Source organism: Pedobacter polysacchareus, from assembly GCF_019802255.1.
Lineage (GTDB): Bacteria > Bacteroidota > Bacteroidia > Sphingobacteriales > Sphingobacteriaceae > Pedobacter > Pedobacter polysacchareus.
Genome location: NZ_JAHYSS010000004.1, coordinates 23,376 through 49,170 on the forward strand (window position 1 = coordinate 23,376; position 25,795 = coordinate 49,170).

Below are 25,795 nucleotides of genomic sequence, written 5' to 3' on the forward strand. Positions count from 1 at the left end.
TAAAAAAAACGGGTTGGAAGAATTCCAACCCGTTTTCAGTAGCTACGTTTTCAGTATCAATAAATACTTACTCTACCGTAACAGATTTCGCCAGGTTTCTTGGCTGATCAACGTTACAGCCGCGCATTAATGCAATATGGTACGACAATAACTGCAATGGTATCGTGGCCAATAATGGTAAGAAAGCCTCACTTGAATCCGGAATCTCGATGCAGTAATCTGCCATTTTTCTTACTTCTGTGTCTCCTTCGGTTACAATTGCCAACACAATTCCTTTTCTTGCTTTCACTTCCTGGATATTGCTGATTACCTTCTCATAGGAAGAATTTTTCGTCGCAATCACGACTACTGGCATTTCTTCGTCAATTAAGGCGATAGGACCGTGTTTCATCTCGGCGGCTGGATAACCTTCCGCATGGATATAAGAGATCTCCTTGAGCTTTAAAGCGCCTTCTAGCGCAACAGGGAAGCCGCTCCCTCTTCCAAGGAATAGACAGTTTCTCGAATCTTTGAATTTTGCTGCAATTTCTTGGATCAAATCGTTAGATTCTAATGCTTTTTGAATCTTATCTGGGATAGAATCCAATTCTGTTAATAGTTCTACTAGTTTAGATTTGGTAATGGTGCCTTTTTGCTGTGCCATATAAAAGGCCATCAGCGTTAATACCGTTACCTGAGCGGTAAATGCTTTGGTAGAAGCTACCCCGATTTCTGGTCCGGCATGCGTATAAACTCCTGCATGCGTTAACCTCGGGATAGAAGAACCTACTACGTTACAAACTCCAAAAATAGTAGCACCTCTTTCTTTGGCCATTTCAATTGCTGCCATGGTATCTGCCGTTTCTCCGGATTGAGAAATCGCAATCACGATGTCTTTTTCGGTGATAATCGGATTTCTATACCTGAATTCAGAAGCATATTCTACTTCCACAGGAATTCTTGCATATTCTTCGATCAGGTATTCCGCTACCAAACCGGCATGCCATGAAGTACCACAGGCAACGATGATGATGCGATCGATGTTTTTCAGTTTATCGGCATATTCTTTAATTCCGCCAAGCTGTACGATTCCTTCATTAGGATAGATCCTGCCACGCATACAATCCCGGATAGAACGCGACTGTTCAAAGATTTCTTTCAGCATGAAATGCTCATAGCCACCTTTTTCCAGCATTTCCAGTTTCAATTCCAGGGCCTGGATATATGGTGTCTGAACCACATTGTCCAACCTTTTGATCAATAACTCGTCGCGTTTTACCAGTGCCACCTCATTGTCGTTCAGGTAAATCACATTTTTAGTGTACTCAATGATCGGAGTCGCATCCGAAGCAATAAAATACTCACCTGTACCTACACCGATGACCAAAGGACTTCCTTTTCTTGCCGCAATCAGCTGCTCTGGCTGATCCTCATCCATCAATACGATGGCATAAGCACCAGTCACCTCATTTAAGGCCAGTCTAACCGCTTCATAAAGATCTGTGTTTTCATTTTTATAGATCTCTTCGATCAAATGAACCAATACTTCGGTATCCGTGTCACTTTTAAATTCATGACCTCTATTGATCAGCTCTTCCTTTAACGTCGCATAGTTTTCTATGATTCCGTTGTGGATGATGGACAATTTGCCGCTGTTAGAAGTATGAGGATGAGAATTTCGGTCAGATGGTGCACCATGGGTTGCCCACCTGGTATGTCCAATCCCGATCGTTCCGGAAAGGTCTTTCCCTACAGAGAAATTCTCTAGTTCCTTGACTTTTCCTGCTTTTTTATAAATGTTTAAACCGGTACCGTTCAACAATGCAATTCCTGCGCTGTCATAACCCCGGTATTCTAATCTTTTCAGTCCTTTGAGGACGATTGGCCAAGCTTCCCGATGACCAATGTAACCAACTATTCCACACATAGAAAAAATGTTTAAAAAAAATAAATCCCCCGAAATTACTGAATCTCGGGGGATATGAATATGGTTGGGGTTAAATTATCTCACTTTTGTATAAAAGATGTTCAATTTCATACGTTTTGTTCCTGCTGCTGCATTTTTTACCGGTGCCAGTAAAATGGAACGTTCTGCAGATGCTGCCCAAGGGCTCAAGGTGAATTCTGTACTTGGCGTTGGCGCTATAAATGTGCCATAGTCCTGTTTTTTTCCATCTATTAAATCCTGAACATAGGCAGTGATACTAAAAATGTACCTTCTGTTGACAGAATCAAAGTATCCGCCAAACAATTCCTGTGCTGGAAGTGCTCTTGGATCACCAGCAGATACACCACTAACCGCACGGTCATTATCAGGAAGGTTGATTGCCAAGCCCGCCGCATCATATCTGTACAGTCTCAATCTTGGTGCAGGTTTAAAATAAACATCATCTTCAGGGCTCAGGTCAATCACCAGTTCCGCTTTGTTGACAGATACTTTCGAACCGGCAGTTAAGGTTTTAAACTCGCTAAAATCAAAGCTGATCTTGTTTCTTAAGCCGGTTAAGCCTTGTATATACGTTTTTGGGTATTGCGTAGCCGAAGGGTCGTTCAATTGCGTGTTGATATCAGCGGTATAAGTATGCTTCACATAAGCACTCACCGGAGAAGTCGTTTTATCGATCGGAAAAATTACAGAAACCGTATCAAACGTTAATGGACTCGTTCCATCTTTGCGGTAATAGATCTGTAGTTTTGCGCCGTTGTTTACGTCTGTGATCTGATCAAAATTGAAAAATGCTATTGCACCAACACCTGTTGCTCTGGTCACATTCACATAAAGGCCATTAAACTTGCTGGTAAACAGGTCGTTTCTGGCGTAAATATTGGTGTCCAGCTTAACAATTCTATTCTGAATCAGGGTTGGATTCAGACGAATTCTCAACTGAGGAGCAACCGTTGCTGCTGTATCCGGTTTGCCGGTTACAATATTGGTTACTTTAAAGCTGGTAGTTGGGCGCTGCTGGTGGTCCAGATTTGTACCTAAAACGTCACTTGTATTCTTGAACCATTCTTTGCTGCTTAAATAGCTCGTCTCTAATGACATGTCTGTAGTCAATTGTTTTACCGCGAAATCATACTTTGCAGTAGAGTCACCATAAAACTGAGTGGAGTATGGCAATACCAATACTGCGGAATCTACAATTGGGTTATTTCCAAAGCGGTAACCTACCGAAGGAATATTTACCGTCATCGCAACCCCAGCTTCAGAGGTTCCAAACACAGGATCCACCATCAAACCGATTGGAAATCTGGTTAATGCACTTGCAGCAACCGCGTCTTCACGCTGAGTGCGAGTGGTAAGCGTTGTATTGTCGTATAAATCTCCGGAAATGGCATCACCATCTGGAGCAAGGCCAATCGTGTTGTTATCTTTACACGAAGAAAAAAGAAAAAGACCTATCAACATGGTTAATAAGTCTTGTTTTGTAAATTTCATATTTAAATTAATAATACCTGAGTTTATGCTATAGAAACCAATTCTTCATCCGAAATCTCTTCATATAAAGAGTAGAAGTTTTCGAAATCCTCGGTTAAATTAAAGGCTAAAGTTGGTTTATTAGAATCTTTAACAAATTTTAACACATCAGCATCGATTTTATCATGTGCTAAAACTACAGCATCTGAGTAAGTAATCGCCCCGATATGCATGGTATTACAGTCGGCATTTTCAAACATTTTCGTGTCCTCAAGCGTCATGGCATTCATGACAGCCTTCTTATGAAGATCGGCATGAAGCTTCTCTGTAAAGCAGTTCTCATAGATAGAATACACCACTTTCGCATTCTTGAAAGTAGGATCATTCTTATAAGAAGTCTTGATGTAAGCAGGAACTAAAGAAGTCATCCAGCCGTGGCAATGCACGATATCAGGAGCCCATCCTAGTTTCTTAACCGTCTCCAATGCGCCTTTGCAAAAGAAGATCGTTCTCTCATCATTGTCCGCATAGAATTTTTCTTCTTTGTCTCTAAAAACGTATTTGCGTTGGAAATAATCTTCGTTATCCAGGAAGTAAACCTGCATACGAGCAGCTGGAATAGAGGCAACTTTAATAATTAAAGGGTTGTCATTATCATCAATGATAATGTTCATTCCTGAAAGACGTATCACTTCGTGCAATCTGTTCCTTCTTTCATTAATATTCCCGAATCTAGGCATCAAAATGCGGATCTCAAATCCTTTATCTTGCATCGCCTGTGGTAGCTGACGGGTAATTTCTGAAATTTTAGTGAGTTCAAGGAAAGGCGACATCTCGTGTGTAACAATCAGTAGCTTCGTTTTGGCCATCTCCATATTCTGTAAATAAATAATTATGTTAAAGAAAAGATTATCAAGGGGCAAAGGTAAGCAAAATAATAACATTTATCAATTATATAGGCAAGATGTTTTGTTTGGAATGTATTATTAACCAACTTTGCCCTTTGAAATTTTATAGGCTAGTTTGAAAGTTATAAACACCATCGCAGCGTTAAAGTCGTTGCTTGAACCAATAAAATTGGGTCAACAGAAAATTGCTTTAGTGCCTACTATGGGTGCTTTGCACAAAGGACATGTGTCTCTGATTGAGGTTGCGCAGCAGCATGCTGATGTAGTGGTTTGCAGCATTTTTGTAAATCCAACCCAGTTTACAGACCCGAAGGATCTGGAGAAATATCCCCGTCCTTTAGCACACGATATGGAAATGCTTTTGGCTGCAGGTTGTGATGTGGTATTCATGCCTTCTGTTCAGGAAATGTACCCTGAGTCTGAGGAATGGCACATCGACCTGGGACCAGCAGAGTTCTTACTTGAAGGTGAATTCAGAAGAGGACACTATCAGGGGGTGACACAAATCGTAAACAAACTGTTCAATGCCGTGAATCCAGACCTGGCTTTCTTCGGACAAAAAGATTTTCAGCAGGTGCTGATGATTGAAAATATGGTGGCCTATTTTAAGCTGCCAGTTCAGATCATTTCCTGCCCGATCATCAGAGAAGACGACGGCCTGGCAATGAGCTCCAGAAACATTCACCTGAGCAAAGATGACCGCAAAAATGCCCTGGTATTGAGCGAAGCATTGCAGTATGTAAAGGATAATTTTAAAACAGTCAGCATTCCGGAATTACTGGAAAATGCGAAAAAGATGATCGCTGCCATTCCTGGTGTGGATCTCGACTACTTTACCATTGCAAATGGGAAAACACTGCTTCCGGAGGCCGATGAAAATCAACCGGATATCGTGGCGTTAGTGGCCGCAAAGGTGGGTCAGACGCGGTTAATAGATAATATGCTCCTCAACTGACAATCCATTAAACACCCTAATTACAAAAATTCGTAACTTTGAATTATGATTATCGAGATATTAAAATCGAAAATACACCGTGTTAAAGTAACACAGGCAGAATTGAACTACGTAGGTAGTATCACCATCGATCAGGATCTGATGGATGCTGCCCAGATCATTGCCAATGAAAAGGTGCAGATTGTAAACAACAATAACGGAGAACGTTTTGAAACTTACGTGATTAAGGGCGAACGTGGAACCGGTATTGTTTGCTTAAATGGTGCCGTAGCCAGAAAAGTACAGGTCGGTGATATTCTGATCATTATGTCTTTTGGCTCCCTGCCCATCGAAGAAGCGAAGAAATACCATCCTGTGCTCGTTTTTCCTGACGATAACAATCGCCTTTTAAAATAGCAAGAAATGGTATAGTGTAAAATAATGCTATGCAGCCATAGTAATCTGATCTAGAAATACTAAATTTGGCAGTACGTATATTTTTATCTATATAATTATGCTATTTCAATTAAGTGAAGAACAATTGATGATTCAACAGGCCGCCAGGGATTTCGCACAGACTGAACTGAAGCCGGGAGTTATCGAAAGAGATGAGCACCAGAAATTCCCTGCCGAGCAAGTAAAAAAGCTGGGTGAACTTGGGTTTCTGGGAATGATGGTTTCAGAAAAATATAATGGCAGCGGGCTTGATGCGCTATCTTATGTCCTGGTGATGGAAGAATTGTCGAAAGTTGACGCCTCTGCATCCGTGGTGGTTTCTGTAAATAATTCCCTGGTCTGCTATGGACTGGAATCTTATGGTTCAGAATTCCAAAAAGAGAAATACTTGAAGCCATTGGCGGCAGGTGAAAAAATCGGCGCTTTCTGTCTGTCAGAGCCTGAGGCCGGATCAGATGCCACTTCTCAGCAAACCACCGCTGTAGATATGGGCGATTACTACCTGCTTAACGGTACGAAAAACTGGATTACCAACGGATATACCGCTTCCACCTATCTGGTGATTGCACAGACCGACCGCAGTTTGAAACATAAAGGCATCAACGCCTTTATCGTAGAGAAAGGCATGGAAGGCTTTACTGTTGGGCCAAAAGAAAATAAAATGGGCATTCGTGGTTCTGATACCCATTCCCTCATGTTTAATGATGTTAAAGTCCCTAAAGAAAACAGGATTGGCGATGATGGATTTGGTTTCACTTTCGCGATGAAAACTCTGGAAGGCGGCCGTATAGGTATCGCTGCGCAGGCCTTAGGGATTGCTGCAGGCGCTTATGAACTGGCTTTGGCTTATTCAAAAGAACGTAAATCATTTGGCAAAGCGATTGCAGAACATCAGGCGATTGCCTTCAAGCTGGCCGATATGGCTACTAGTATTGAAGCTGCGAGAATGCTGGTGTATAAAGCCGCATGGATGAAAGATCAGGGCTTATCTTATACTTTGGCCGGTTCTATGGCAAAACTATATGCATCTAAAGTAGCGATGGACGTGACTGTTGAGGCGGTTCAGATCCATGGCGGTTATGGTTTTGTGAAAGAATACCATGTAGAGCGCATGATGAGGGATGCTAAAATCACTCAGATCTATGAAGGCACTACAGAAATTCAGAAAATGGTAATCTCCAGGGAAATTTTAAGATAAAAGACTTCAGGGTATACTGGTAAAGCGCTTCTTTACCAGCAAAAAAGGGCATCCTTAGGGTTGCCCTTTTTTGATCAGCAGAGTTTCTGTACTGGTCGGAAAGAAACCTGCTTTTCTAAGAGGTCTGGAGGGGGTTACTATAGGGTTCGGATAGGGTTTTGATAGCAGAGACTATAGCAACCCTATCCGAACCCTATAGTAACCCCTTCCGAACCCTATGGTAATGCCCTTCTCTTCCCAAACACTTCCCGGGCAATATCTAGACAATAATTTTAAAATTAATCTTTCTCGGTTCCCAATAAACCGCCAAGTAATCCCTTAATTACGGCAACTACAATCGCCAATAAGGCCGCAGCCCAGAAACCGCTCGTATTGAAGGTACTCATCATGTTGTCTACCAGTAAAATCATCAATACGGTGATGATGAAGGAAACCAATCCTAGGGTCAGAAAATTAATCGGTAAAGTGAAGATTCTCAAAATGGTGCCAATGGTGGCATTGGCCAGCGAAATCAACACTGCGGCAATAACGGCTGCCCAATAGCTGTCTACATGAACCCCAGGGATAATTTTGGCGCCTAGAAATACGGCCAGTCCCAATAATAAAATTTCTACAATGATCTTCATAATGCGTAATTTAGTGATATGTTTAAATACTTTGTTTGGCCAGTGGTGCTGGGCGCTGCCAGCCTTTTCTTTGCCGGATGTTCCGATGCAAATAATAAGCCACTTTCTATAGCTTTCTCGGCAGACAGTTCAAAGATCGTGTTTTCACACATTGATCCCAGAGGTTTATTGGAGTTGAAGGCACTCAAAAATAGAGATTCTGTTTTGATGGACCTGGTTTCAGTTCTGCAAACCCCTTCTGAAAAAGATTCGGTCATCAGAGAAGAAGCAATTCCCGGAACAATCAATTTGACCGACAGCAACCTTGTGTTCAGTCCGATACAACCTTTTGTAAAGGGCCGCGAGTATTTGGTCATTACACACCTGAACATTCAGTTCGCCAAGCCGGAAGAAATTATCAAAGGAAAATTAAGCTATACCATTAAGCCGCAGCAAAAGGTCTTGAACCGCTAATCAAGCGCTTTCAAAGGCTTGGATTCTGTTCCGTATCTTGCTGAAAAAGTTGCACATACATTACACATAACATCAAATCCATTTTTATTTTGTGAAAATATTTCATATCTTTGCACTGTAATAGAGGGCAAGAGGGGACAGGAGTCCCCTCTTTTCTTTTATTAGCAAATTGGTTATGCAAGTAGAAAAAAGAGTAACAGAGTTAGTTGAAGAGAAGATTTCGGATAGGCCGGAGTTGTTTTTGGTAGAAGTAAAAATGCTTCCAAACAATAAGCTTATTATTCATGTTGATGGCGATGAAGGGATTAGTATCCAGGATTGTGCAGCAATCAGCAGACATGTAGGTTTTTATTTGGAAGAAGAAAATACCATCGATAAAGCTTATAATTTAGAGGTATCCTCACCTGGTGTTGGTGAACCGCTGAGACTGAAAAGACAATATGTTAAAAACATTGGCAGAGAGTTAAGTGTGAAGCTAAGTGGTGGCGAGATTAAAGAAGGTAAGTTGCTTTCTGTTGAAGAGAACGGCATAACCATCGAAGCGAAGGTTAAAGAAAAAGGTAAAAAGGCGACACTGGAAGCAACCAGTATCGACTTTAGTAGTATAACAGAAACAAAGGTTTTAATTTCATTTAAATAAAAATGAGCAATATTAATTTAATCGATTCATTTCAGGAATTCAAAGAGTTCAAGAATATCGACCGTCCTACAGTGATTAGTGTGCTGGAAGAGGTATTTCGCAGTATGTTGCGTAAAAAATACGGTACAGATGAGAATTGTGACGTCATCGTTAACCCGGATAACGGGGATTTGGAAATCTGGCGTACTAGAAAGGTGATGGAGGATGGTTTTTCTGAAGATGATGACCTGGAGATCGAACTGTCTGAAGTAAAGCGCTTAGATCCTGATATGGAAGTTGGCGACGATTACATTGAGCAGATCACTTTAGAGAGCTTTGGACGTAGAGCAATCTTAGCTGCGCGCCAGACCTTGGTATCTAAAGTGCTGGAATTAGAGAAAGACGAGATCTTCAAAAAATATAAAGACAGAGTTGGTGAGATTGTAACCGGAGAGGTTTATCAGGTTTGGAAGAAAGAAACATTGGTGCTGGATGATGAAGGCAACGAGTTGATGATGCCAAAAACGGAACAAATCCCGGCTGATTATTTCAAAAAAGGAGATACTGTTCGCGCGGTAATCCTTAAAGTGGATATGATCAATGCCACTCCAAAAATTATCATTTCAAGGATTGCCCCTGAATTCTTACAGCGTTTGTTTGAAATTGAGGTTCCTGAGATTTTTGACGGCTTAATCACCATCAAGAAAATCGTTCGTGAGCCAGGAGAAAGAGCGAAAGTTGCAGTGGAGTCTTATGACGACAGAATTGATCCGGTTGGTGCTTGTGTAGGTATGAAAGGTTCCAGGATACATGGTATCGTGAGAGAACTTAAAAATGAAAACATTGATGTGATTAACTTCACCAATAACATTTCATTATATATTACCAGAGCATTGAGCCCGGCAAAAATCACTTCTATTAAGTTAGATGACGAAACGAAACACGCTTCGGTATATCTGAAACCAGATCAGGTTTCATTGGCCATCGGTAGAGGTGGACATAATATTAAATTAGCAGGTAAACTGACCGGTTATGAGATCGATGTTTATCGTGAAGCAGGCGAAGAAGATGAGGATGTGGATATTGAAGAATTCTCAGATGAAATCGACAGCTGGATCATTGATGAGCTGAAATCAATCGGTTGTGATACCGCAAAAAGTGTACTTTCACTTTCAATTGACGAGTTGGTAAAACGTACCGACCTTGAAGAAGAAACCGTCAAAGAAGTGATGAGTATATTAAAATCAGAGTTTGAATAAAACGTTAACTTGAACAGTCAAAATTATGTGGCCATTAAAAACAAATCACATACGCATGAAATAAACAAGAATAAACGTTACTTTTGTATAAGAATTAAAAGAAAAATAGGATATCAATGTCAGACGACAAACCAATAATTTTATTTAAAGCAGTTAAGGAACTTAACGTAGGCATAGCTACGGCCGTTGAGTTTTTAGAAAAGAAAGGCTTTTCTGTTGAGAATAAACCCACTACTAAGCTCTCCCGCGACATGTATAATGCGCTGTTGAAAGAGTTTCAGGGCGATAAGATCGTAAAAGAAGAAGCCAATCAGATTGTTATTGGTAAAATTCGTCGTGATGAGCCGGAAGCAGCCGAAAAAGCTGCAGAAGCACCTAGAAAAAATGTAGAATTCGAAAATGAAGGCATCTTAATTAAGAACCTTCATTCGTATACTCCTCCTGTAGAAAAAGCTAAAGAAGAAACTCCGGCAAAACCGGTGGCTCCTGTAGTGGAAAAAACAGAAGAGAAACCTGAAGAGGGAGCATTGCCGGGTGTGAAAATAGTAGGGAAAATCAATCTAGATGATTTAAATACTAAAACCCGTCCGGTGAAGAAAGACGAAGCACCAGAAGTGCCTCAGCCAGTTGCTGAAGCACCTAAAGTAGTGGAACCAACACCAGCCCCTGCTCCAGCGGAGAAAGCACTTGTAGAAGAAAAAGCAGTTGAGAAACCAGTAGAAGCCCCAAAAGCGGAAGTGGTTAAACCTGTGGAACAACCTAAGGTGGAAGAGACTCCAAAGCCTGTTGAGCAACCTGTTGCTAAAATAGAGCCAGAAGTAAAAGAAACTCCAAAACCAGTGGAAGCACCAAAAATAATTGAAACGCCTAAAGTAGCGGAAGCTCCGAAAGTTGAAAAAACTGACGGTGTGGAAGTCATCAAGGCACGTTCTGTAAAACTATCAGGACCAAACATCATCGGTAAAATTGTATTACCGGTAACACCTGATCGTAAATCGTCACCTGTAGCCTCATCGGCAGACAGCAATGATGCAAAGAGAAAGCGTAAACGTAAAAAGACTCCAGGCCATCCTGGCCAGGGAGGTCATACTTCCGGAGGAAATCAAGCGGCACCAGGAGCTGCAGGTACAGGCACAACAGCGCCGAAACCAGCACCTACTTTTACCAATAGACCTGATTTCAGGAACAATACGAATAACACTGCCAACAGGCCAAACTTCAGGAACAACAAACCAGGATCTCCTGGTAACGGTCCTAAAGAAGAACCTACGGAAAAAGAAATCCAGGATCAGATCAAAGCAACACTTGCCCGTTTAAGTGGAGCAGGTAAATCTGGTAAGTTCGCACAGCGTGCAAAATTACGTCGTCAAAAACGTGATGATGTGGCGCTTTCTGCAGACGAAGCAGCAATGGAGCTGGAATCACAATCCAAAGTATTAAAGGTGACGGAATTTGTTACGGCAAATGAGTTGGCTACAATGATGGATGTGCCAGTAACGAAAATTATCGGAACTTGTATGAGTTTAGGTATGTTCGTATCTATTAACCAACGTCTGGATGCAGAAACATTAACGATTGTTGCGGATGAATTCGGTTACGAAATTCAATTCGTGAAACCGGATGATGAAAGCGATATCCTGATCGAAGAAGAAGATAGCGAAGAAGATTTAGTACCAAGAGCACCGGTTGTGACGATTATGGGTCACGTCGATCACGGTAAGACTTCATTGCTGGATTATATTCGTAAAGCAAACGTAGTGGCTGGTGAAGCCGGTGGTATTACACAGCACATTGGTGCTTATATGGTAACCACGCCTACAGGTAAACAAGTAACTTTCTTAGATACTCCAGGTCACGAAGCCTTTACAGCGATGCGTGCACGTGGTGCGAAAGTTGCCGATATTGCCATCATTGTGGTTGCAGCGGATGATGCAGTAATGCCTCAGACTAAAGAAGCAATCCAACATGCTCAGGCAGCAGGCGTACCATTGGTATTCGCCTTTACCAAAATTGATAAACCGGGTGCAAACTCAGAAAAAATACGCGAGCAATTATCGACAATGAATATCCTTGTAGAGGATTGGGGAGGTACTTTCCAATCACAGGAGATTTCAGGTAAGAGCGGACTAAACGTAGACTTGTTATTAGAGAAGGTATTATTAGAAGCAGAAATGCTGGACCTTAAAGCCAACCCTAACAAACGTGCTACAGGTAGTGTAATTGAAGCCACCTTAGATAAAGGTCGTGGTATTGTTACTACGGTTCTTGTTCAGGCAGGTACTTTGAAAATCGGTGATCCGATCTTAGCGGGTAGTTATAGCGGACGTGTGAAAGCGTTGTTTAACGAACGTGGTCAGAAAGTTGATAAAGCAGGCCCATCTGTACCAGTACAGGTATTAGGTATGCAGGGAGCACCTACGGCTGGTGATAGATTCAATGCACTGGAAAGTGAAGTTGAAGCAAGAGAAATTGCCAACAAACGTCTGCAGTTAATGCGTGAGCAGGGTCTTCGTACTCAGAAACACATTACCTTGGATGAGATCGGTCGTCGTTTGGCTATCGGTAACTTTAAAGAGCTGAACCTGATTGTTAAAGGTGATGTGGATGGTTCAATCGAGGCATTATCTGACTCATTATTGAAACTGTCTACGGAAGAGATTCAAATCAATATCATTAGTAAAGCAGTAGGTCAGATCTCTGAATCTGATGTATTGTTAGCTTCTGCTTCTGATGCGATCATCATCGGTTTCCAGGTTCGTCCTTCCCCAGGAGCGCGTAAGCTTGCTGAGGCGGAACAAATTGACATCAGACTTTACTCGATCATCTACGATGCAATCAATGAGATTAAAGCAGCGATGGAAGGTATGTTAGCTCCAGAATTTGAAGAGAAAATCACCGCTAACGTGGAGATCAGAGATACTTTCAAAATCACTAAAGTGGGTACAATTGCCGGATGTATGGTATTGGATGGTACGATTACTCGTAACAGCAAGATCCGTATCGTTAGAGATGGTGTAGTAATTTACACAGGTGAACTGGCTTCGTTGAAACGTTATAAAGATGACGTGAAAGAAGTGTCAAGAGGCTACGAATGTGGATTGAACATTCAGAACTTTAACAACATCGAAGTAGGTGACATCGTTGAAGCTTACGAACAAGTAGAAGTAAAAAGAAAGTTGTAAAGCTTTCTTAAACATAAAATAACTAACCGCCACAGTCTCTGTGGCGGTTTTTTTACGCATAAAAAATATAAACACTAATGACGACCATTAAAGCAGGTTACCTGATTTCCTACGATTACGAGTTTGTGAGAACTTCATTGCCCAGAATCTATGACTTTGTGGATGAAATATATTTTGCCGTAGATGTAGAGGGGAAAACCTGGTCTGGTGGCTCATTGGAAATTGATCCGCAGTTTTGGGAATGGGTTAAGAAATTTGATAAAGATGAGAAAATCAAAGTTTATAAAGACCAGTTTTACCTGCCTGGTCTTAGCCCAATGGAATGCGATACCAGAGAAAGAAACTTTTTGGGTAAAAGGATGGGTAAGGCTGATTGGTACATCCAGATAGATTCGGACGAATATTTTGTAGATTTTGAAGCCTTTATTCAAAGGCTGAAAGCGTATCATCCGGAAAAGCCAACCAGCATTTATTGTAGCGTAGCTACTTTATTTAAAGAACTACCTACTGGTTTTCTATTGATTGATGATTCTTTTGAAACACTTAGCTTTGCCACTAATTATCCGGTATATGACCTGGCCAGGAATAATACATCTGGCAATGAACAAGTACATTGGGATAATTTAATGCTGCACCAGAGCTGGGCAAGAACGACTGAAGACATTCAGCAAAAACTTAACAATTGGAGCCATAAAGATGATTTCAACACCAAAAGCTTTTTTAAACTATGGGATGCAGTAGATGAAGACAATTACAATTGCCTGAGAAACTTTCATCCGCTTTATCCGATTACCTGGCCTAAATTGATCCTGTTTAAGGGAACAATCAGTGAGATCTTGAATTCTGAGGAGCTGAAAAGATTTAAAACTAAAAATCAAGTGCCCGTAAAAAGGAAGTCCTTCTTTTTGAGGCTTTGGAAAAAAATAAAGTCTTAGCAGCGAACGGGCTCATAAAATTTAATAGAAAAAGAGACCATATCATCACGATATGGTCTCTTTTTCATGCTGCGCCGATAGGGGCTCACGAACGGCACGTAGAGTGGTGTGAGGGTACAAGTAAGCAAATAATGATTACCTTACTTCTCAATTGTAATTTGAAGCGAATTAAATCGCTTTGCTATTTGCCGAATATTAGAAGATTTTTTAGCTTAGGAGCGTCTAAAGGTACCCAATAATGCCTTCTAAATACCAATCACTATTTCCATTCCCGATCCAAGTAAAATCATGAGTGTATATCCGATCAAATTTGCCTTTCAGTCTGAAATAAGAGTAAATGGGAGCTCCTGACCCCATATTATTAAGGCCTGACTGAAGATATCCTACTATGCCTTCTGAGATGTATTGGTCAGGAGTGGCACTTGAAGTAGTAAAGTAGTGATCTCCGTTACTGGGACGATAGTACCTGTAAAGCGCTATTAGTGGTCCTGAAAATTGATCATGTGTTGAAGTAGCATAAAGATAAAAAACACTTCCATCAGCCTGCCATTCCGAAAATCCATCATTATTAATTGTATTTATCAATTGATAAGCTTCGGGGCCTGATGCCATGAAATGTTGATTTGTCTTGTATCGGATTAATTTGTAAAGAATTACTCGGCCGGGAATTTCTTGTTTTTATGGAAGTTGAAATGCAACTCTTGCATTGACAGAGCTGCTTTTTAAACTATCGGCCGGAAGCCTCGTAGCGCCTACCTTATCAGCCTTTACTGGCAATTCCTTTTCAATTAAATCTGTAGATGTTTCTTTCTTGCAGGCAGTGACTATTAAAATAAGTAATAAGAAAGATAAATATTTGATTTTCATAATATTTTAAATATTGTTTTGGTGAAATAAAATATAAATAATGAAATTTATAGTTTTACTATTTAATTTGTTAATCTTTATTAAAATAAATAAAATTTATATGTTTTTATTTTTAAAAAAAAGATTTTATATGTTTTTTGTAAAAAATAAATTAACTTTTGTTGCGTTTTTTGAACGAAAGATTTTGGCTTGAGTTTTCTGTACAAAAACTAAGATTTGATGATGAATGAATTTGGATTTTAGGCTGCTCAGTTACGTAAAAATGAGAAATCAGGCACAGGAAAAGAAGACATTCTTCTTTTCCTGGTTATGGAAAGAATAATTAAAATTTTAGCGATGAACCGCCTGATAAAACTTTTTAATTTTTAGCATCACTGTGTTTTTGCCGATTTCAAAAGGACTTAGGAATATAAGTGTGTCCTTTGCTTTTTCTTTGCGTTCTATTGTACTTGCAGTTAAGAAACGGAAAGGGGTAACTAGCAATAACCTCATTTTTGTCAGCAAGTTTTTTTCAGATTTCAATTTCAGCGCGTTTGCCAGATAGTATTTGTGAAGGATCTTATTACTTTCTGTAAAGCCTTTAAAAAGATTAACTCTGTATTCACTTTGTAAGCGATTCTCGGGCATATAATGTTTAAAGATGAGGTTCTCGTCATAATACAACTTATAGTCTGCGAGGATTAACCGCTGGCAATATTCGGCATCCTCTCCTGCGGTCAGTTGCTTGCCTAACCTCCCTGTCAATAAAGAAGGGAAACCCATATACATTTGCTGATATAAGGAAGTCCGTGTGCCCAATCCTGCACCCCATAAATGCCCATTGGTCGTAGCGTCGCCAGTTTGTGGCCTTTGCTTACCGGTTGCATAGCCTTCTGCATAATCTCTAAACCATGTTGGGAGTGAGGGTAAATCGCATACTGCAATTCCTTGCCCGCCAACGGCACCTACTTGTGGATGGTGATCTAAAACGGCATACATCCTTTCCAGATAATCCGGATTTAGCCAGTTGTCGTCATCACAAATCAGAAGATATTCAAATTTTGCCTTTGCAGCACCTAGCTCCAATGCGTAAATCTTTCCAGGCTTTTGCTCGGAAAGTATAATAAATGGAACGGATGGCAGGTTGTATTTATTCCATTCTGTTTGTGCAACCGCTGCAGAATCATCTTTAGAAGCATTGTCTATTACAATAAGCTCCCATTTAAGTGCAGGCCCTGTCTTTTGGGAAGCGAGGTGTTCAATGGTTTTGGCAAGCCTGGTGGCGCCATTGTAAGTGCAGACAAGAACAGTAATTCCTTTATTCATTTGCTTATTTTTTCTTTTGCTTGAATTTCTTCCATATTGCAATCGGAACTAATTTAATCATACTAGTTTTAGTAGATAGCGAGTTGTTAAATAGGTTTTTAACGATATCTTTATTGGCTTTTTCGATGGTATCTTTTACTTGCCAGTAATCAATAAATTTCTTCTTGTAAGCGCGGTAGTATTGGCGTTCAGTAATCAATTGATCGGTATACATCATATTTAGGATTCTAAGCTCTTCTACAAAATTCAATCCGCTCTGGTAAGCTTTTCCACTTACATCGTTGCCGTGTTTTCTGAAGTAATTTAGGATTTTTCCAGAGATGTGGACCTTGCCAGATCTGGACAACTGGATCCAGAAAAACCAATCTCCACAAAAGCGGAAGGTAGTCAGTTGTTCAGGGATTTGGTCAAATTTATCCTTTCTCCAGATGGCCATACTTGCATTAAATATAGCCACAGGTACTGATAAGTAGTTTTGAATAAATTGATTTCCGTCTACGGTTTCTGACAATACGCGGTGATTGGACTGGAAAATAATGTCATGTTGGTCGTTCACACAATAAGATTGGCAATAACTAATCACTGTGTTTTTATCTTTTTCTATGCCGGCTATTAATGTTTCCAGAAGGGTGGGGTCACACCAATCGTCACTTTCTGCAATCCATATATAGGTGCCCTGAGCTACATTTACACCCTTTTTCCATTGTTTGAAAGTGCTGCCGCTATTTTGTTCATTAAAAATAACCTGGGTAACTTTAGGATGGCCGCGGTATCGGGCTAAAACTTTCCTGCTGTCATCTGTGGAACAATCGTCCATAAGGATGAGTTCAAAGTCCTGAAAGGTCTGAGAAAGAATGCTTTCTATTCTTTGCTCCAGATATTTCGCATGATTGAAATTAGGAACGATAACAGATACTCTTGGCATGAGATAGGTGATTATGAGGTAAAAATAATGGTTTCTGTTAGGTAGACTTTGTTTTTAGCGAATTTTTTTTAACTGCCATAAAATACTTTTCATCATTTCGGAACGGCCATAGGTATTTAGACATCTTCTAGTATATTCATTGATCAGATCCTTTGAAAAATTGGCGACCAGGCTATCCAAAGTGCTGCTTTCCATTCCAAGATGTTTGTAGACTAATTGTTCCAGACTACTGGTAATCTTTTGAGCTTTATAAGCATTTACAATTTTTTCTTTTGAAGCAGCGGACAAGCGGGTTCTCGCTGTTTCATCTTCATACAGATATTGGAGTGCCGAGGCGATTTGATACTGATTGGCTTTCGCTACCATTCCGGTTTTCTGGTGGTCTACCAGCTCTATTTGTGCATTGTCTCGATCTTCTGTGCTGATGGTCAAGACAGGTGTGCCAGCCGTCATTGCTTCTGCAATCACCATTCCAAAGCTTTCCCCAATGGCACTTGCTGCTAGAAAAATATCAATAGTTTTATAGTAATACAATAGTTCCTGAAGATCAGAAGTGTTTTCACAGATGATCAGTTTATCAGTGATCCCTAGTTTTTGCGCATGAGTTATCATTTTAGGTGTGGCACCAAGTAATAAGAAACGTGCATTGCTTATTTTTTCTGCAAATATTTTGAATCCATCCAGACTGATCAGATCGAATTTATTGTCATCCGCCCGGCCAATTCTACCGACTATAAAAAAGCTATTCAGGTTTTTATGTTTCTTGAAGTTCAATACTGCTGGAGGTTCAGGCAATAAGTTGCTGAGGTGATCTACATCGACAGGATAAGGCAAGACTTTTCTTTTGTCCTCAAAATTGTTTTTTAACTTTTTGTCCAGCTCCATACGTCTTACCAGAATCATCTTGGAGATGAAAAGATCGTAATCGATTACGTCATAAGTACTGTTGTCGAATAAGCCAAATACATTAGTTTGAATTACTATTTTTGGTTTATTCATCTTAATGATTTGGTACAAATCGGGTTCTAAAATACCATTTCCATGCCAATGTAATACGTCAGTTTCCTTTAATAGTTCAGCAAAATCCTGTAAATTACCATTGAGTACGGTCACCTTGATGCCTAAATCTTCGATAAGTTTCACTCTTGGTCCCCCCTCCAGCAGGGCAACTACGGTTACTTCAAAACGTGATTTGTCGAAAAATTTGCTATATAACTGCAAAGCATATTCCGTCCCTCCCAAGCCAAGTTGGTTCACAGCTTCTATTATTTTTATTTTTTTCATAAAATCAGGTTTGATGTTTATCCTTTCTGTTTGGGAAGGAAGAACTGTAGGGCACTCATGGTCATTTTTAAAATTCTCCAGGCTACTTTGTTTTGTTTCAGGAGTAAGAACTGCTTCATTCTTTTTTGCTGCAGTTCCGGGAAGAAAATGTAGTCGTCTTTAAATGCAGGAAAGAATTTATCCAGGGTCGCTGCTCTTTCTTTCCTCATCATGACATGGTTATCCACATTAGAAGAGAGCCCGGTCGCATCGTAATTAGTGAGGATACTGTTGATATGTTGATAAGGAACGTCTTTTTTGCAAATCGCATAGATGAAAAACTCCCAGTCGGACACAATTTTAAAGGATTCATTGTAATAGAAAAATTTATCAAAAAGTGCTCTTTTGATAAAGCTGGCCTGATGAGAGAGGTTGTGCTCGTAAAAAAAACCGAAAGTTAACCGGTCAGGAAAAGTCCTGATGGTCTGTTTGCTGATTTCATCATAAATGATATCGCCATAATAGATGCCATGTTCCCCGGTGATTTCCTGGTTTACCTGTGCCAGTACTTCCGAATGGTATAAGCTATCGCCGCTGTTTAAAAACAACAGGTATTCGCCTTTCGACATTTTGATGCCTTTATTCATGGCGTGGTAAATACCTCGGTCTGGTTCGGACACCCACTGGGTAAATAATGCTGCGTGTTCCACCAGCAATTCTTTACTGCCATCTGTACTGCCACCATCAATAACGAAGAATTCAAAACCCTTGAAAGATTGGTCTGCAACGCTTTTTATGGTGTTCTGAAGTCCAGCTTTGTCGTTGTAGTTGACAGTAATGATAGATATTTTAGGGTTCATTATAGCTTTAGGTTGATGTTAGGCGATATAATTCTGTAGAATTTACAGCGTTTTAAACAATTTATCTAACTTTTTGGTCACTTCCGCCGGACTATAGTCTTCGATTGCTTTAATAGAGTTGTTTTTGATCGAGAACCAAAGTTCTGGATTTTGGTACAATTGTAAAATCCGGTTGGCAAAATCATTGGTGCTTTCGGCAACCAGTACATTATGGCCATCTATCAGGTCCATGCCTTCTACACCAATACTGGTAGAAACCACAGGTAATCCATATTCCATACTTTGGCCTATTTTTCCCTTCATCCCTGCACCATACCTTAATGGCGCAACAAATATCCGGTTTTCATAGAAGTAATCGGCCACCTCCTGCAGGTATCCGGGAACGGAAACCTGATCAGAATTGTAAGCCAGCAATTCTTCACTGGGGTCGCTACCCAAAAGGGTCAGGTGAATACTGGGATCCGCCGCCCATACTTTAGGCATGATCTCTTCCACCAACCATTTTACCGCATCAACATTAGGTTCATGCTTGTACCCTCCGATAAATAAGATGCCTTTGCGTTCCTCAAAAGGCGTATTTTTATTGTCCGGATGGAGGAAGTGTACATTTGGAATGACGAAAACATGTTCGATCCCTTCTCTTTCCAGGATGTCTTTTTCAATTCCTGTAACCGTTACCGTGGCATGGCTGTTCAGCGCTAAGGACAGTTCTAGTTTTTTAGTTTTCAGGGCCCTGCGTTTTAACTTTTCATTGTCCTCATTTTCTGCCTGACGAAGCATTCTCAAATAATGAAGATCCACCGTATCAAAAATCGTTTTGGTGTTTTTATTCAGAATTTTCTGATATTTTTTATTCAGCGTTGGTCTGGAAATCCAGGCATAATGGAATTCATTCAAGCGTTCTTTTAACTGATCTACATGGCTCTTCCCAGGTGTGGCGGCGATAATCTCAATGCCCATTTCCTGTAGTTCTCCGGCATAAGGCTGAGGTGCCTTGCCATCTTCCGGCAGGTAAATCACCTTGAAATCCATCCCAATGAATAGCTTTAACAGTTCAAATAGTCTTTTTGAGCCAGAAGATTTATCATAAAAAGGAAGGTAATCGTCGATCACCAATAGGGTCTTTTTTGAAGCCTCTACTAATGGTTTCGATCTGCTGGAAGAAATAAGGAGTTGGCTTAACTTTGTGGCAATGGTATTCATTGTGCCTGGCTTTTTAGGACCATTGTTTAAGCTGGAGTTAGATATAGCTGCCATATAGGATTAACGGGTACTTTCTTTTAGGATGAACTTGATTTGTGAAAAAAGCGACTTCCGTCGGGTATAAAATATTGATTTTGAATTTTTAAGGAGTGTCCAGCATAAAGCCCTGGAAAAAGACTGCTGTTTCAATACGGCGTAACCATGCAGCAGGTCTTTTATCAGTGTTTTTGTGGCTTGCGGATTTAAAGGGTGGGTCTGAAATAGACTCAGGTTTTTAATGCGCAATGCTTTACCGCTGATTTTATCTTTACTGGTAGAACTGGAAGCATGTCTTCTGTGCTTCACCAGGGCTAAGTCTAGGTAGTCGATTTTACCAAGACAAGCCGCCGTATAAGCCATCCACCAATCATAATAGATACCTTCCGGAAAGGGCAGTAAATGAGGTAAAAGTGCTTTGCTCATCAAACAGGTATGTCCGGAAACACAGTTGTTGTACAGTAAAAAGGAGGCACACTGGCCTTTTACAAAACGGTGGGTATTGGACGTCTTTCTGCCGGCAGTTTGTCCATCCACATCAATTAATAGGGAATCATGGTAAATCAAGAGGTTATCCCCGATTTTGGCGGCCAAATGGCTGATTTTGTCCTGTTCCCAGATGTCGTCCTGATCCGCAATCGCAATGAATTCCCCTTTACACTGCAGCAGTGCAGCTTCAAAATTTTTGTTGAAACCCAGATTTTCTTTGTTTTGATTTAGGCGGATCTGCGGGTATTTTTCCTGATACTGCAGCAGCAATTCATAAGTCCGGTCTGTAGAGCAGTCATCCAGAATTACAATTTCAAGATTTGGATAGTCTTGTTTCAGCAGGGAGTCCATTTGTTCATGCAAATGCTTTTCACCGTTATAGGTGCAAAGGGCAATAGAGATCATTTGGGCTTCCATGATTAGATTTTCTTCTTTAGTCCATAATACATCTTTGCGAAAAACAAAGAGAGCGGGTTACCGGCCAGCCTTCCAAGGAAAGAGCCTGATAAATGGAAAATGGTAGTATTGGTTTGAATCCACCTGCTGCTAAAAAAGCGGTTGTATTTTTTGATGAGGGCTTTACGGATGGTATAGAAGTCTTCATTTCTGTTGCCTTTACTTTTATGGATCACATCAAAGGCGATCACATAGGCATTTAATCCGTTCAATTCTGCCTGTAAACAAAGATCGGCACCATATAAATGAAAACCTGAAAGGTCATTTGATACTTTTAGACAGGCTTCATTTTTTACGATCAAAAAGTTTTCATCCAGAGCGGCAACTTTCAACGGGAATTTACCTTTTGTTTTTAAGCCAGTATCAGGATAGCTGATATGGTATACCACATGGTTTGGTGCAGCAGCACCGGCATTGCCGCAAAGGCCCCAGTTTTTATCTAATGCATCCAGTTCTGAGAGTCTGATTCTCAGGTCCTGGATCGTATCTTTATGCAGCAGAATGTCCTGATGACAGATGATCACATATTTTCCTTTTGCTTCCTTTAAAAAGCGGTTGATGCCAGTATAGGCATCAAATGTGCATTCCTTACTATTGTCGGCATGTAAAAACTCACAGCAATCTTCGGTAAATCCATAAGCCAGAAAGCTGGCTATCATCTCCTGATATTCCTGTTTTCTGGTCACCAGGCTGCAAATCGAAAACTCGAACGAGTAATCCGCTGGTTTGATTGCCCTTGATCGCTCAGTAAGGTTTTCCATCATTAGTCAGTAAATGCCTGCATGTCTATTAATCGTCTGTATAAGCCATTATGACTCATCAATTCAGTATGACTTCCGGTTTCTTTGATTTCACCCTGCTCAATTACCACAATCGTATCCGCATGTTGTATGGTGCTCAAACGGTGAGCAATCACAATAGAGGTTCTGTTTTGCATCAGGTTGTTTAAAGCCTGTTGAACCAGTTTTTCAGATTCTGTATCTAAAGCAGAAGTCGCTTCATCCAGTAACATGATTGGCGGATTGGCCAATACTGCTCTGGCAATGCAAATCCTTTGTCTTTGTCCGCCGGATAACCTGCCGCCCCGATCACCTACATAAGTTTGGTAACCTTGTTCCTGCCCTAGAATGAATTCATGTGCATTGGCAATTTTTGCTGCGGTAATCACTTCTTCTTCTGAAGCATTAGGATTGGCAAAGGCTATGTTGTTAAAAATAGTATCATTGAAAAGGAAAGATTCCTGATTTACAATTCCCATTTTACTGCGGATACTTTCTACAGTTAAGTCTTTATAATTCAGTCCGTCGATTTTAATTACGCCTGATTTCGGGTCATGGAAACGAGGGATTAAGTCCATTAAAGTGCTCTTTCCACCACCAGACGGACCAACCAATGCAATGGTTTTTCCCTTAGGAACGGTTAAGCTAATGTTGTTTAAAACGACTTTATCCTGATAGCTGAAACTAACATTTTCGAAAGTCAGCGATTCTTTGAATTCTTTTAATTCGATAGCACCTGGTTTGTTGACCACCTGTGGCTCCGTATCAATTAATTCCAATACCCTTTCGCCGGCAGCAATACCCGAGTGAATGCCGCTAAAGGAGTCACTAATGGCTTTAACTGGCTGCATCACCTGAGAGAATACCGCAATATACATGATGAAATCTGAAGCAGTAAACTCTTTACTTCCGCTGAGCACCAAGCCACCACCGTACAATACAATGATTACAATGACAAAAATTCCCAGGGATTGTGATACTGGAGAAGCCAGCTGCTGTCTTCTCACCATTTTTCTGTTCAGGTTGGAATAGAACTGGTTTTCCGCGTGGAATTTTTCTTTAGTCCTTTCAGTAGAGTTAAAGGCTTTTACGATTTTTATGCCACTCAATGCCTCATCGAGGAAGCCAATCATTTTTGCAAAGGATTCATGTGTAGCAGTTGCCTGTTCTTTCAGTCGCTTCACAATCTTGCTGATGATGAAACCAGATACCGGAATCACCAATAGGGAGAACAAAGTCAGCTTTACGGAAATGCTGAACAATACAAACACGTAAAAAAGCAATTGCAAGGGCTCTTTGAAAACCACCTGTAAGGTATTGGTTACAGTAAACTGTACTACCTGTACGTCAGATGATACTTTAGAGATGATATCACCTTTTCTTTCGTTGTTGAAAAAGCCAATGTGCATGTTCATCACATTGTTAAATACGGTTTTTCTAATGTTCAGCAAGGTATGTACCCTCAAGTCTTCCATGAATCGCTGTGATAAATAACGGAAGAAGTTAGAAAGTAATACGGAAGCCAAAATTACCGCACATACGATTTTTAAGGCTTCTTCTTTTCCAAAGTGCTCTACGGTGGAAGCGATATAGTTTTTGAACTGGGCCAATAAATCCCATTGTCCAGCAACTTTCATTGCTCCTGTAGCACTGCTTTGGTCAAAAAACAGGGTATCTAACAAAGGTGCTAGCAGCGTAAAGTTGAAGGTGTTGAAAAATACAGCTAATAATGTAGCAATAATATAAGGGATGGCGAACTTCTCAATAGGCTTCGCAAAGGACAGTAATCTAAAATATGTCTTCATTAAAAATGATAAAATCGCCCAAAGTTACAATTTTTATTTTTGTGCATTAAAGAAGGCAGGGTATCCGGAAATGTGAGTTGCCGCAGTCAGGGCATGAGCACTAGCTTTGGAGCAGGTATTTGTATTTAAGAAAGGTGCCTAGCGCAATGTAGTAACTGATTTTTAAGCCCGCCATGCCATCCTGAAAACCTCTTTTTATAAAGTAAGATTTCACAAAGCTGACAATCGGGGAAAAGATCATCTTTCCAATTGCGGCAATTTTGTCCAGGTGTTTGCGGTCTTCTGCACCTAATCTGGCATACAGTTCTACTTTCGATTTTAGTTCTTCTTCGCTGCTGTAAGCATAATGAAGAATCGGACTTTTAAAAGTATACAACAACTGATCTTCTGTCAGTACCAGCTTTTCATGGCTGGCAGCATGGTTCCATAAAACCTCTTTAGGGAAAAGTCGGATTTTTTTGTCAGGGTACCAAGCCCCGTGTTTGATCCATTTACCGCAGTAGTTGTTCAGGCGTCTAAACTCATATAGGCCCTGCAGCTGTAGTTTTTCAGGTTCCATTTCTTTCACTAAAGCGTAGGAAAGTGCTTCGTCCGAATCCAAAGATAATATATAAGGGAATCTGGCCGCCTGGTGGCCAAGGTTTTTAGTGGCGCCATAACCCAACCAAGGGGTTTTGATGATGACACAGCCAAAGCTTTCTGCGATTTCTAGCGTGCGGTCTGTACTACCCGAATCTACAATCAGGACTTCATCTGCAAGATCTGCAATACTGTCCAAACAGCGTTTTATAGTTTTTTCGGAGTTTTTGGTAATGATAACTGCTGAAATATACATTGATCCTTAGTTGTTTTTTGGTTGGATTCGTGCTAAAGTTTCTGCCTTATAATTACTGATGATGTCGAATAGGCCTTGATTAGGCACCTTATTTAAGGCCATCAGCTGCTGGAATTTGAACTTCTCGATTTTAGCTTCCTTTTTAGTCTTCATAAAAGTAAGGAAGGCTTTCAGGTGTGTCCCATTAAGCGTGATCAGGCGCATCGCGATTTCCAGGAAAGTTTGCAGGTACCAGCCAAATAAAGTCAGCCCGCTTAAATGGATAAAGTGGAGGTAATATTTATTCCTTAATGTCAGGTATTTGATTTTCTTCTTTTTATTGTATTTATTGATGGTGGTGGAAACCTGGTGCATACATTCTGAAGTTGGCGAGTAATACATTTTCCAACCCATTCTTAAAGCACGCACAGAGAGTTCTACGTCCTCCACATAGAAAGGGCTAAACAACTCATTATAACCTTGAAGCTGCAAGAGCTTTTTTCTATCCACCAGGGCATTGGTCCCGCCAAGGAACATACTCAGGTATTCCGCATTTTTATCAGCAGGGAGATCGGTAACATAATAGTTTTGATTGGCCTTGATTTTGAAAAGGTGTCTGCTGATCAGTTTTCCGCCGCCCTGCAGGATTTCGCTGTCCCAGTTGAGCACAGTGGCATTGACGCCAAAGGTATCTGGCTTTTCGAAAAACCGGAGCTGATCTTCAAAATATCCTGGCAGCAGTTTCACATCATTGTTGAGGATGAGTACCAAATCCATGCTGGCCGCATAGATGCCTTTGTTCATTGTCCCTGAAAAACCCAGGTTGATTTCATTTTTTAAAACAATAATTTCGGGAAAGTTCGCTTTGATGAATGCGATGGAATCATCGGTCGAGTTGTCGTCCACTACGATGATTTCGCTGGAAGAGGGAAGGGTAGATAAAGCGATTACTACACTTGGTAAAACATCCGCCAATAAAGATTTTCCGTTATAATTCGGAATAACAACAGAAATACTAAAATTCAT

The 25,795-nt window shown here is 40.5% G+C and carries 24 protein-coding genes; 8 read left to right on the top strand and 16 right to left on the bottom strand.

The genetic code is table 11. The features are described from left to right. Nucleotides 1-67 precede the first annotated feature (67 nt). From glmS to K7X70_RS11280, 3 genes are all read right to left on the bottom strand, one after another. Nucleotides 68-1,906, bottom strand: a complete 1,839-nt coding sequence (gene glmS / locus K7X70_RS11270) for a glutamine--fructose-6-phosphate transaminase (isomerizing) (RefSeq protein WP_222537207.1) — start codon at nt 1,904-1,906, stop codon at nt 68-70. Nucleotides 1,907-1,981: 75 nt separating this feature from the next. Further along, nucleotides 1,982-3,418: a DUF4270 domain-containing protein gene (locus K7X70_RS11275; RefSeq protein WP_222537208.1), complete on the bottom strand. Its 1,437-nt coding sequence runs from the start codon at nt 3,416-3,418 to the stop codon at nt 1,982-1,984. 23 nt (nt 3,419-3,441) lie between these two features. Continuing rightward, nucleotides 3,442-4,266, bottom strand: coding sequence for a glycogen/starch synthase (locus tag K7X70_RS11280; RefSeq protein ID WP_255607101.1), 825 nt, complete (start codon nt 4,264-4,266; stop codon nt 3,442-3,444). A gap of 154 nt (nt 4,267-4,420) precedes the next feature. Between K7X70_RS11280 and panC the strand changes: the two genes are divergently transcribed. From panC to K7X70_RS11295, 3 genes are all read left to right on the top strand, one after another. Then, nucleotides 4,421-5,260 carry a pantoate--beta-alanine ligase gene (panC, locus tag K7X70_RS11285; protein ID WP_222537210.1) on the top strand — a complete coding sequence of 280 codons (840 nt, stop codon included), beginning with the start codon at nt 4,421-4,423 and terminating at the stop codon, nt 5,258-5,260. 45 nt (nt 5,261-5,305) lie between these two features. After that, nucleotides 5,306-5,656 carry an aspartate 1-decarboxylase gene (panD, locus tag K7X70_RS11290; protein WP_062550751.1) on the top strand — a complete coding sequence of 117 codons (351 nt, stop codon included), beginning with the start codon at nt 5,306-5,308 and terminating at the stop codon, nt 5,654-5,656. Nucleotides 5,657-5,753: 97 nt separating this feature from the next. Further along, on the top strand, nt 5,754-6,893 hold the full coding sequence (locus K7X70_RS11295) for an acyl-CoA dehydrogenase family protein (protein WP_222537211.1): 1,140 nt from the start codon (nt 5,754-5,756) through the stop codon (nt 6,891-6,893). A gap of 278 nt (nt 6,894-7,171) precedes the next feature. Here the strand turns inward: K7X70_RS11295 and K7X70_RS11300 are convergent, their stop codons facing one another. Beyond that, a complete protein-coding gene (locus K7X70_RS11300; RefSeq protein WP_222537212.1) occupies nt 7,172-7,519 on the bottom strand; it encodes a phage holin family protein in 348 nt (115 codons plus the stop codon). Nucleotides 7,520-7,537: 18 nt separating this feature from the next. On the opposite strand from K7X70_RS11300, the gene K7X70_RS11305 reads away from it, so the two are divergent. The 5 genes from K7X70_RS11305 to K7X70_RS11325 all read left to right on the top strand — a co-directional run bounded on the left by K7X70_RS11305 (nt 7,538) and on the right by K7X70_RS11325 (nt 13,967). Continuing rightward, on the top strand, nt 7,538-7,972 hold the full coding sequence (locus K7X70_RS11305; RefSeq protein WP_222537213.1) for a hypothetical protein: 435 nt from the start codon (nt 7,538-7,540) through the stop codon (nt 7,970-7,972). Between the two features lie 175 nt (nt 7,973-8,147). After that, nucleotides 8,148-8,612, top strand: a complete 465-nt coding sequence (gene rimP, locus K7X70_RS11310; protein ID WP_222537214.1) for a ribosome assembly cofactor RimP — start codon at nt 8,148-8,150, stop codon at nt 8,610-8,612. A gap of 2 nt (nt 8,613-8,614) precedes the next feature. Continuing rightward, nucleotides 8,615-9,850 carry a transcription termination factor NusA gene (gene nusA, locus K7X70_RS11315; RefSeq protein WP_222537215.1) on the top strand — a complete coding sequence of 412 codons (1,236 nt, stop codon included), beginning with the start codon at nt 8,615-8,617 and terminating at the stop codon, nt 9,848-9,850. 116 nt (nt 9,851-9,966) lie between these two features. Next, nucleotides 9,967-13,032 (top strand): translation initiation factor IF-2, encoded by a 3,066-nt coding sequence (gene infB, locus K7X70_RS11320; protein ID WP_062550745.1) that lies wholly within the window; start codon nt 9,967-9,969, stop codon nt 13,030-13,032. A gap of 77 nt (nt 13,033-13,109) precedes the next feature. After that, nucleotides 13,110-13,967 carry a hypothetical protein gene (locus tag K7X70_RS11325; RefSeq protein WP_222537216.1) on the top strand — a complete coding sequence of 286 codons (858 nt, stop codon included), beginning with the start codon at nt 13,110-13,112 and terminating at the stop codon, nt 13,965-13,967. Between the two features lie 222 nt (nt 13,968-14,189). Here K7X70_RS11325 and K7X70_RS11330 read toward each other — a convergent pair whose 3' ends face one another. From K7X70_RS11330 to K7X70_RS11385, 12 genes are all read right to left on the bottom strand, one after another. Further along, on the bottom strand, nt 14,190-14,636 hold the full coding sequence (locus K7X70_RS11330; RefSeq protein ID WP_438268959.1) for a hypothetical protein: 447 nt from the start codon (nt 14,634-14,636) through the stop codon (nt 14,190-14,192). A 9-nt stretch (nt 14,637-14,645) separates the two neighbouring features. Next, entirely contained in the window at nt 14,646-14,834 is a 189-nt protein-coding gene (locus K7X70_RS11335) for a hypothetical protein (RefSeq protein WP_222537218.1), read from the bottom strand. A 330-nt stretch (nt 14,835-15,164) separates the two neighbouring features. After that, nucleotides 15,165-16,139, bottom strand: coding sequence for a glycosyltransferase family 2 protein (locus K7X70_RS11340; protein WP_222537219.1), 975 nt, complete (start codon nt 16,137-16,139; stop codon nt 15,165-15,167). A gap of 4 nt (nt 16,140-16,143) precedes the next feature. Then, complete coding sequence (locus K7X70_RS11345; protein WP_222537220.1) at nt 16,144-17,064, bottom strand: glycosyltransferase family 2 protein; 921 nt, start codon at nt 17,062-17,064, stop codon at nt 16,144-16,146. A 54-nt stretch (nt 17,065-17,118) separates the two neighbouring features. Then, the gene (locus tag K7X70_RS11350; RefSeq protein ID WP_222537221.1) at nt 17,119-18,348 is read right to left on the bottom strand and encodes a glycosyltransferase; all 1,230 of its coding nucleotides are present in this window, start codon (nt 18,346-18,348) and stop codon (nt 17,119-17,121) included. Between the two features lie 17 nt (nt 18,349-18,365). Further along, nucleotides 18,366-19,187 carry a glycosyltransferase family 2 protein gene (locus K7X70_RS11355; protein WP_222537222.1) on the bottom strand — a complete coding sequence of 274 codons (822 nt, stop codon included), beginning with the start codon at nt 19,185-19,187 and terminating at the stop codon, nt 18,366-18,368. Between the two features lie 42 nt (nt 19,188-19,229). After that, the gene (locus K7X70_RS11360) at nt 19,230-20,444 is read right to left on the bottom strand and encodes a glycosyltransferase (RefSeq protein WP_222537223.1); all 1,215 of its coding nucleotides are present in this window, start codon (nt 20,442-20,444) and stop codon (nt 19,230-19,232) included. Between the two features lie 6 nt (nt 20,445-20,450). Further along, nucleotides 20,451-21,332 carry a glycosyltransferase family 2 protein gene (locus K7X70_RS11365; RefSeq protein ID WP_222537224.1) on the bottom strand — a complete coding sequence of 294 codons (882 nt, stop codon included), beginning with the start codon at nt 21,330-21,332 and terminating at the stop codon, nt 20,451-20,453. 2 nt (nt 21,333-21,334) lie between these two features. Beyond that, on the bottom strand, nt 21,335-22,132 hold the full coding sequence (locus tag K7X70_RS11370) for a hypothetical protein (RefSeq protein ID WP_222537225.1): 798 nt from the start codon (nt 22,130-22,132) through the stop codon (nt 21,335-21,337). Between the two features lie 2 nt (nt 22,133-22,134). Next, nucleotides 22,135-23,955: an ABC transporter ATP-binding protein gene (locus K7X70_RS11375; RefSeq protein ID WP_222537226.1), complete on the bottom strand. Its 1,821-nt coding sequence runs from the start codon at nt 23,953-23,955 to the stop codon at nt 22,135-22,137. A gap of 100 nt (nt 23,956-24,055) precedes the next feature. After that, entirely contained in the window at nt 24,056-24,790 is a 735-nt protein-coding gene (locus K7X70_RS11380) for a glycosyltransferase family 2 protein (protein ID WP_222537227.1), read from the bottom strand. Nucleotides 24,791-24,796: 6 nt separating this feature from the next. Then, complete coding sequence (locus K7X70_RS11385) at nt 24,797-25,795, bottom strand: glycosyltransferase family 2 protein (protein WP_222537228.1); 999 nt, start codon at nt 25,793-25,795, stop codon at nt 24,797-24,799.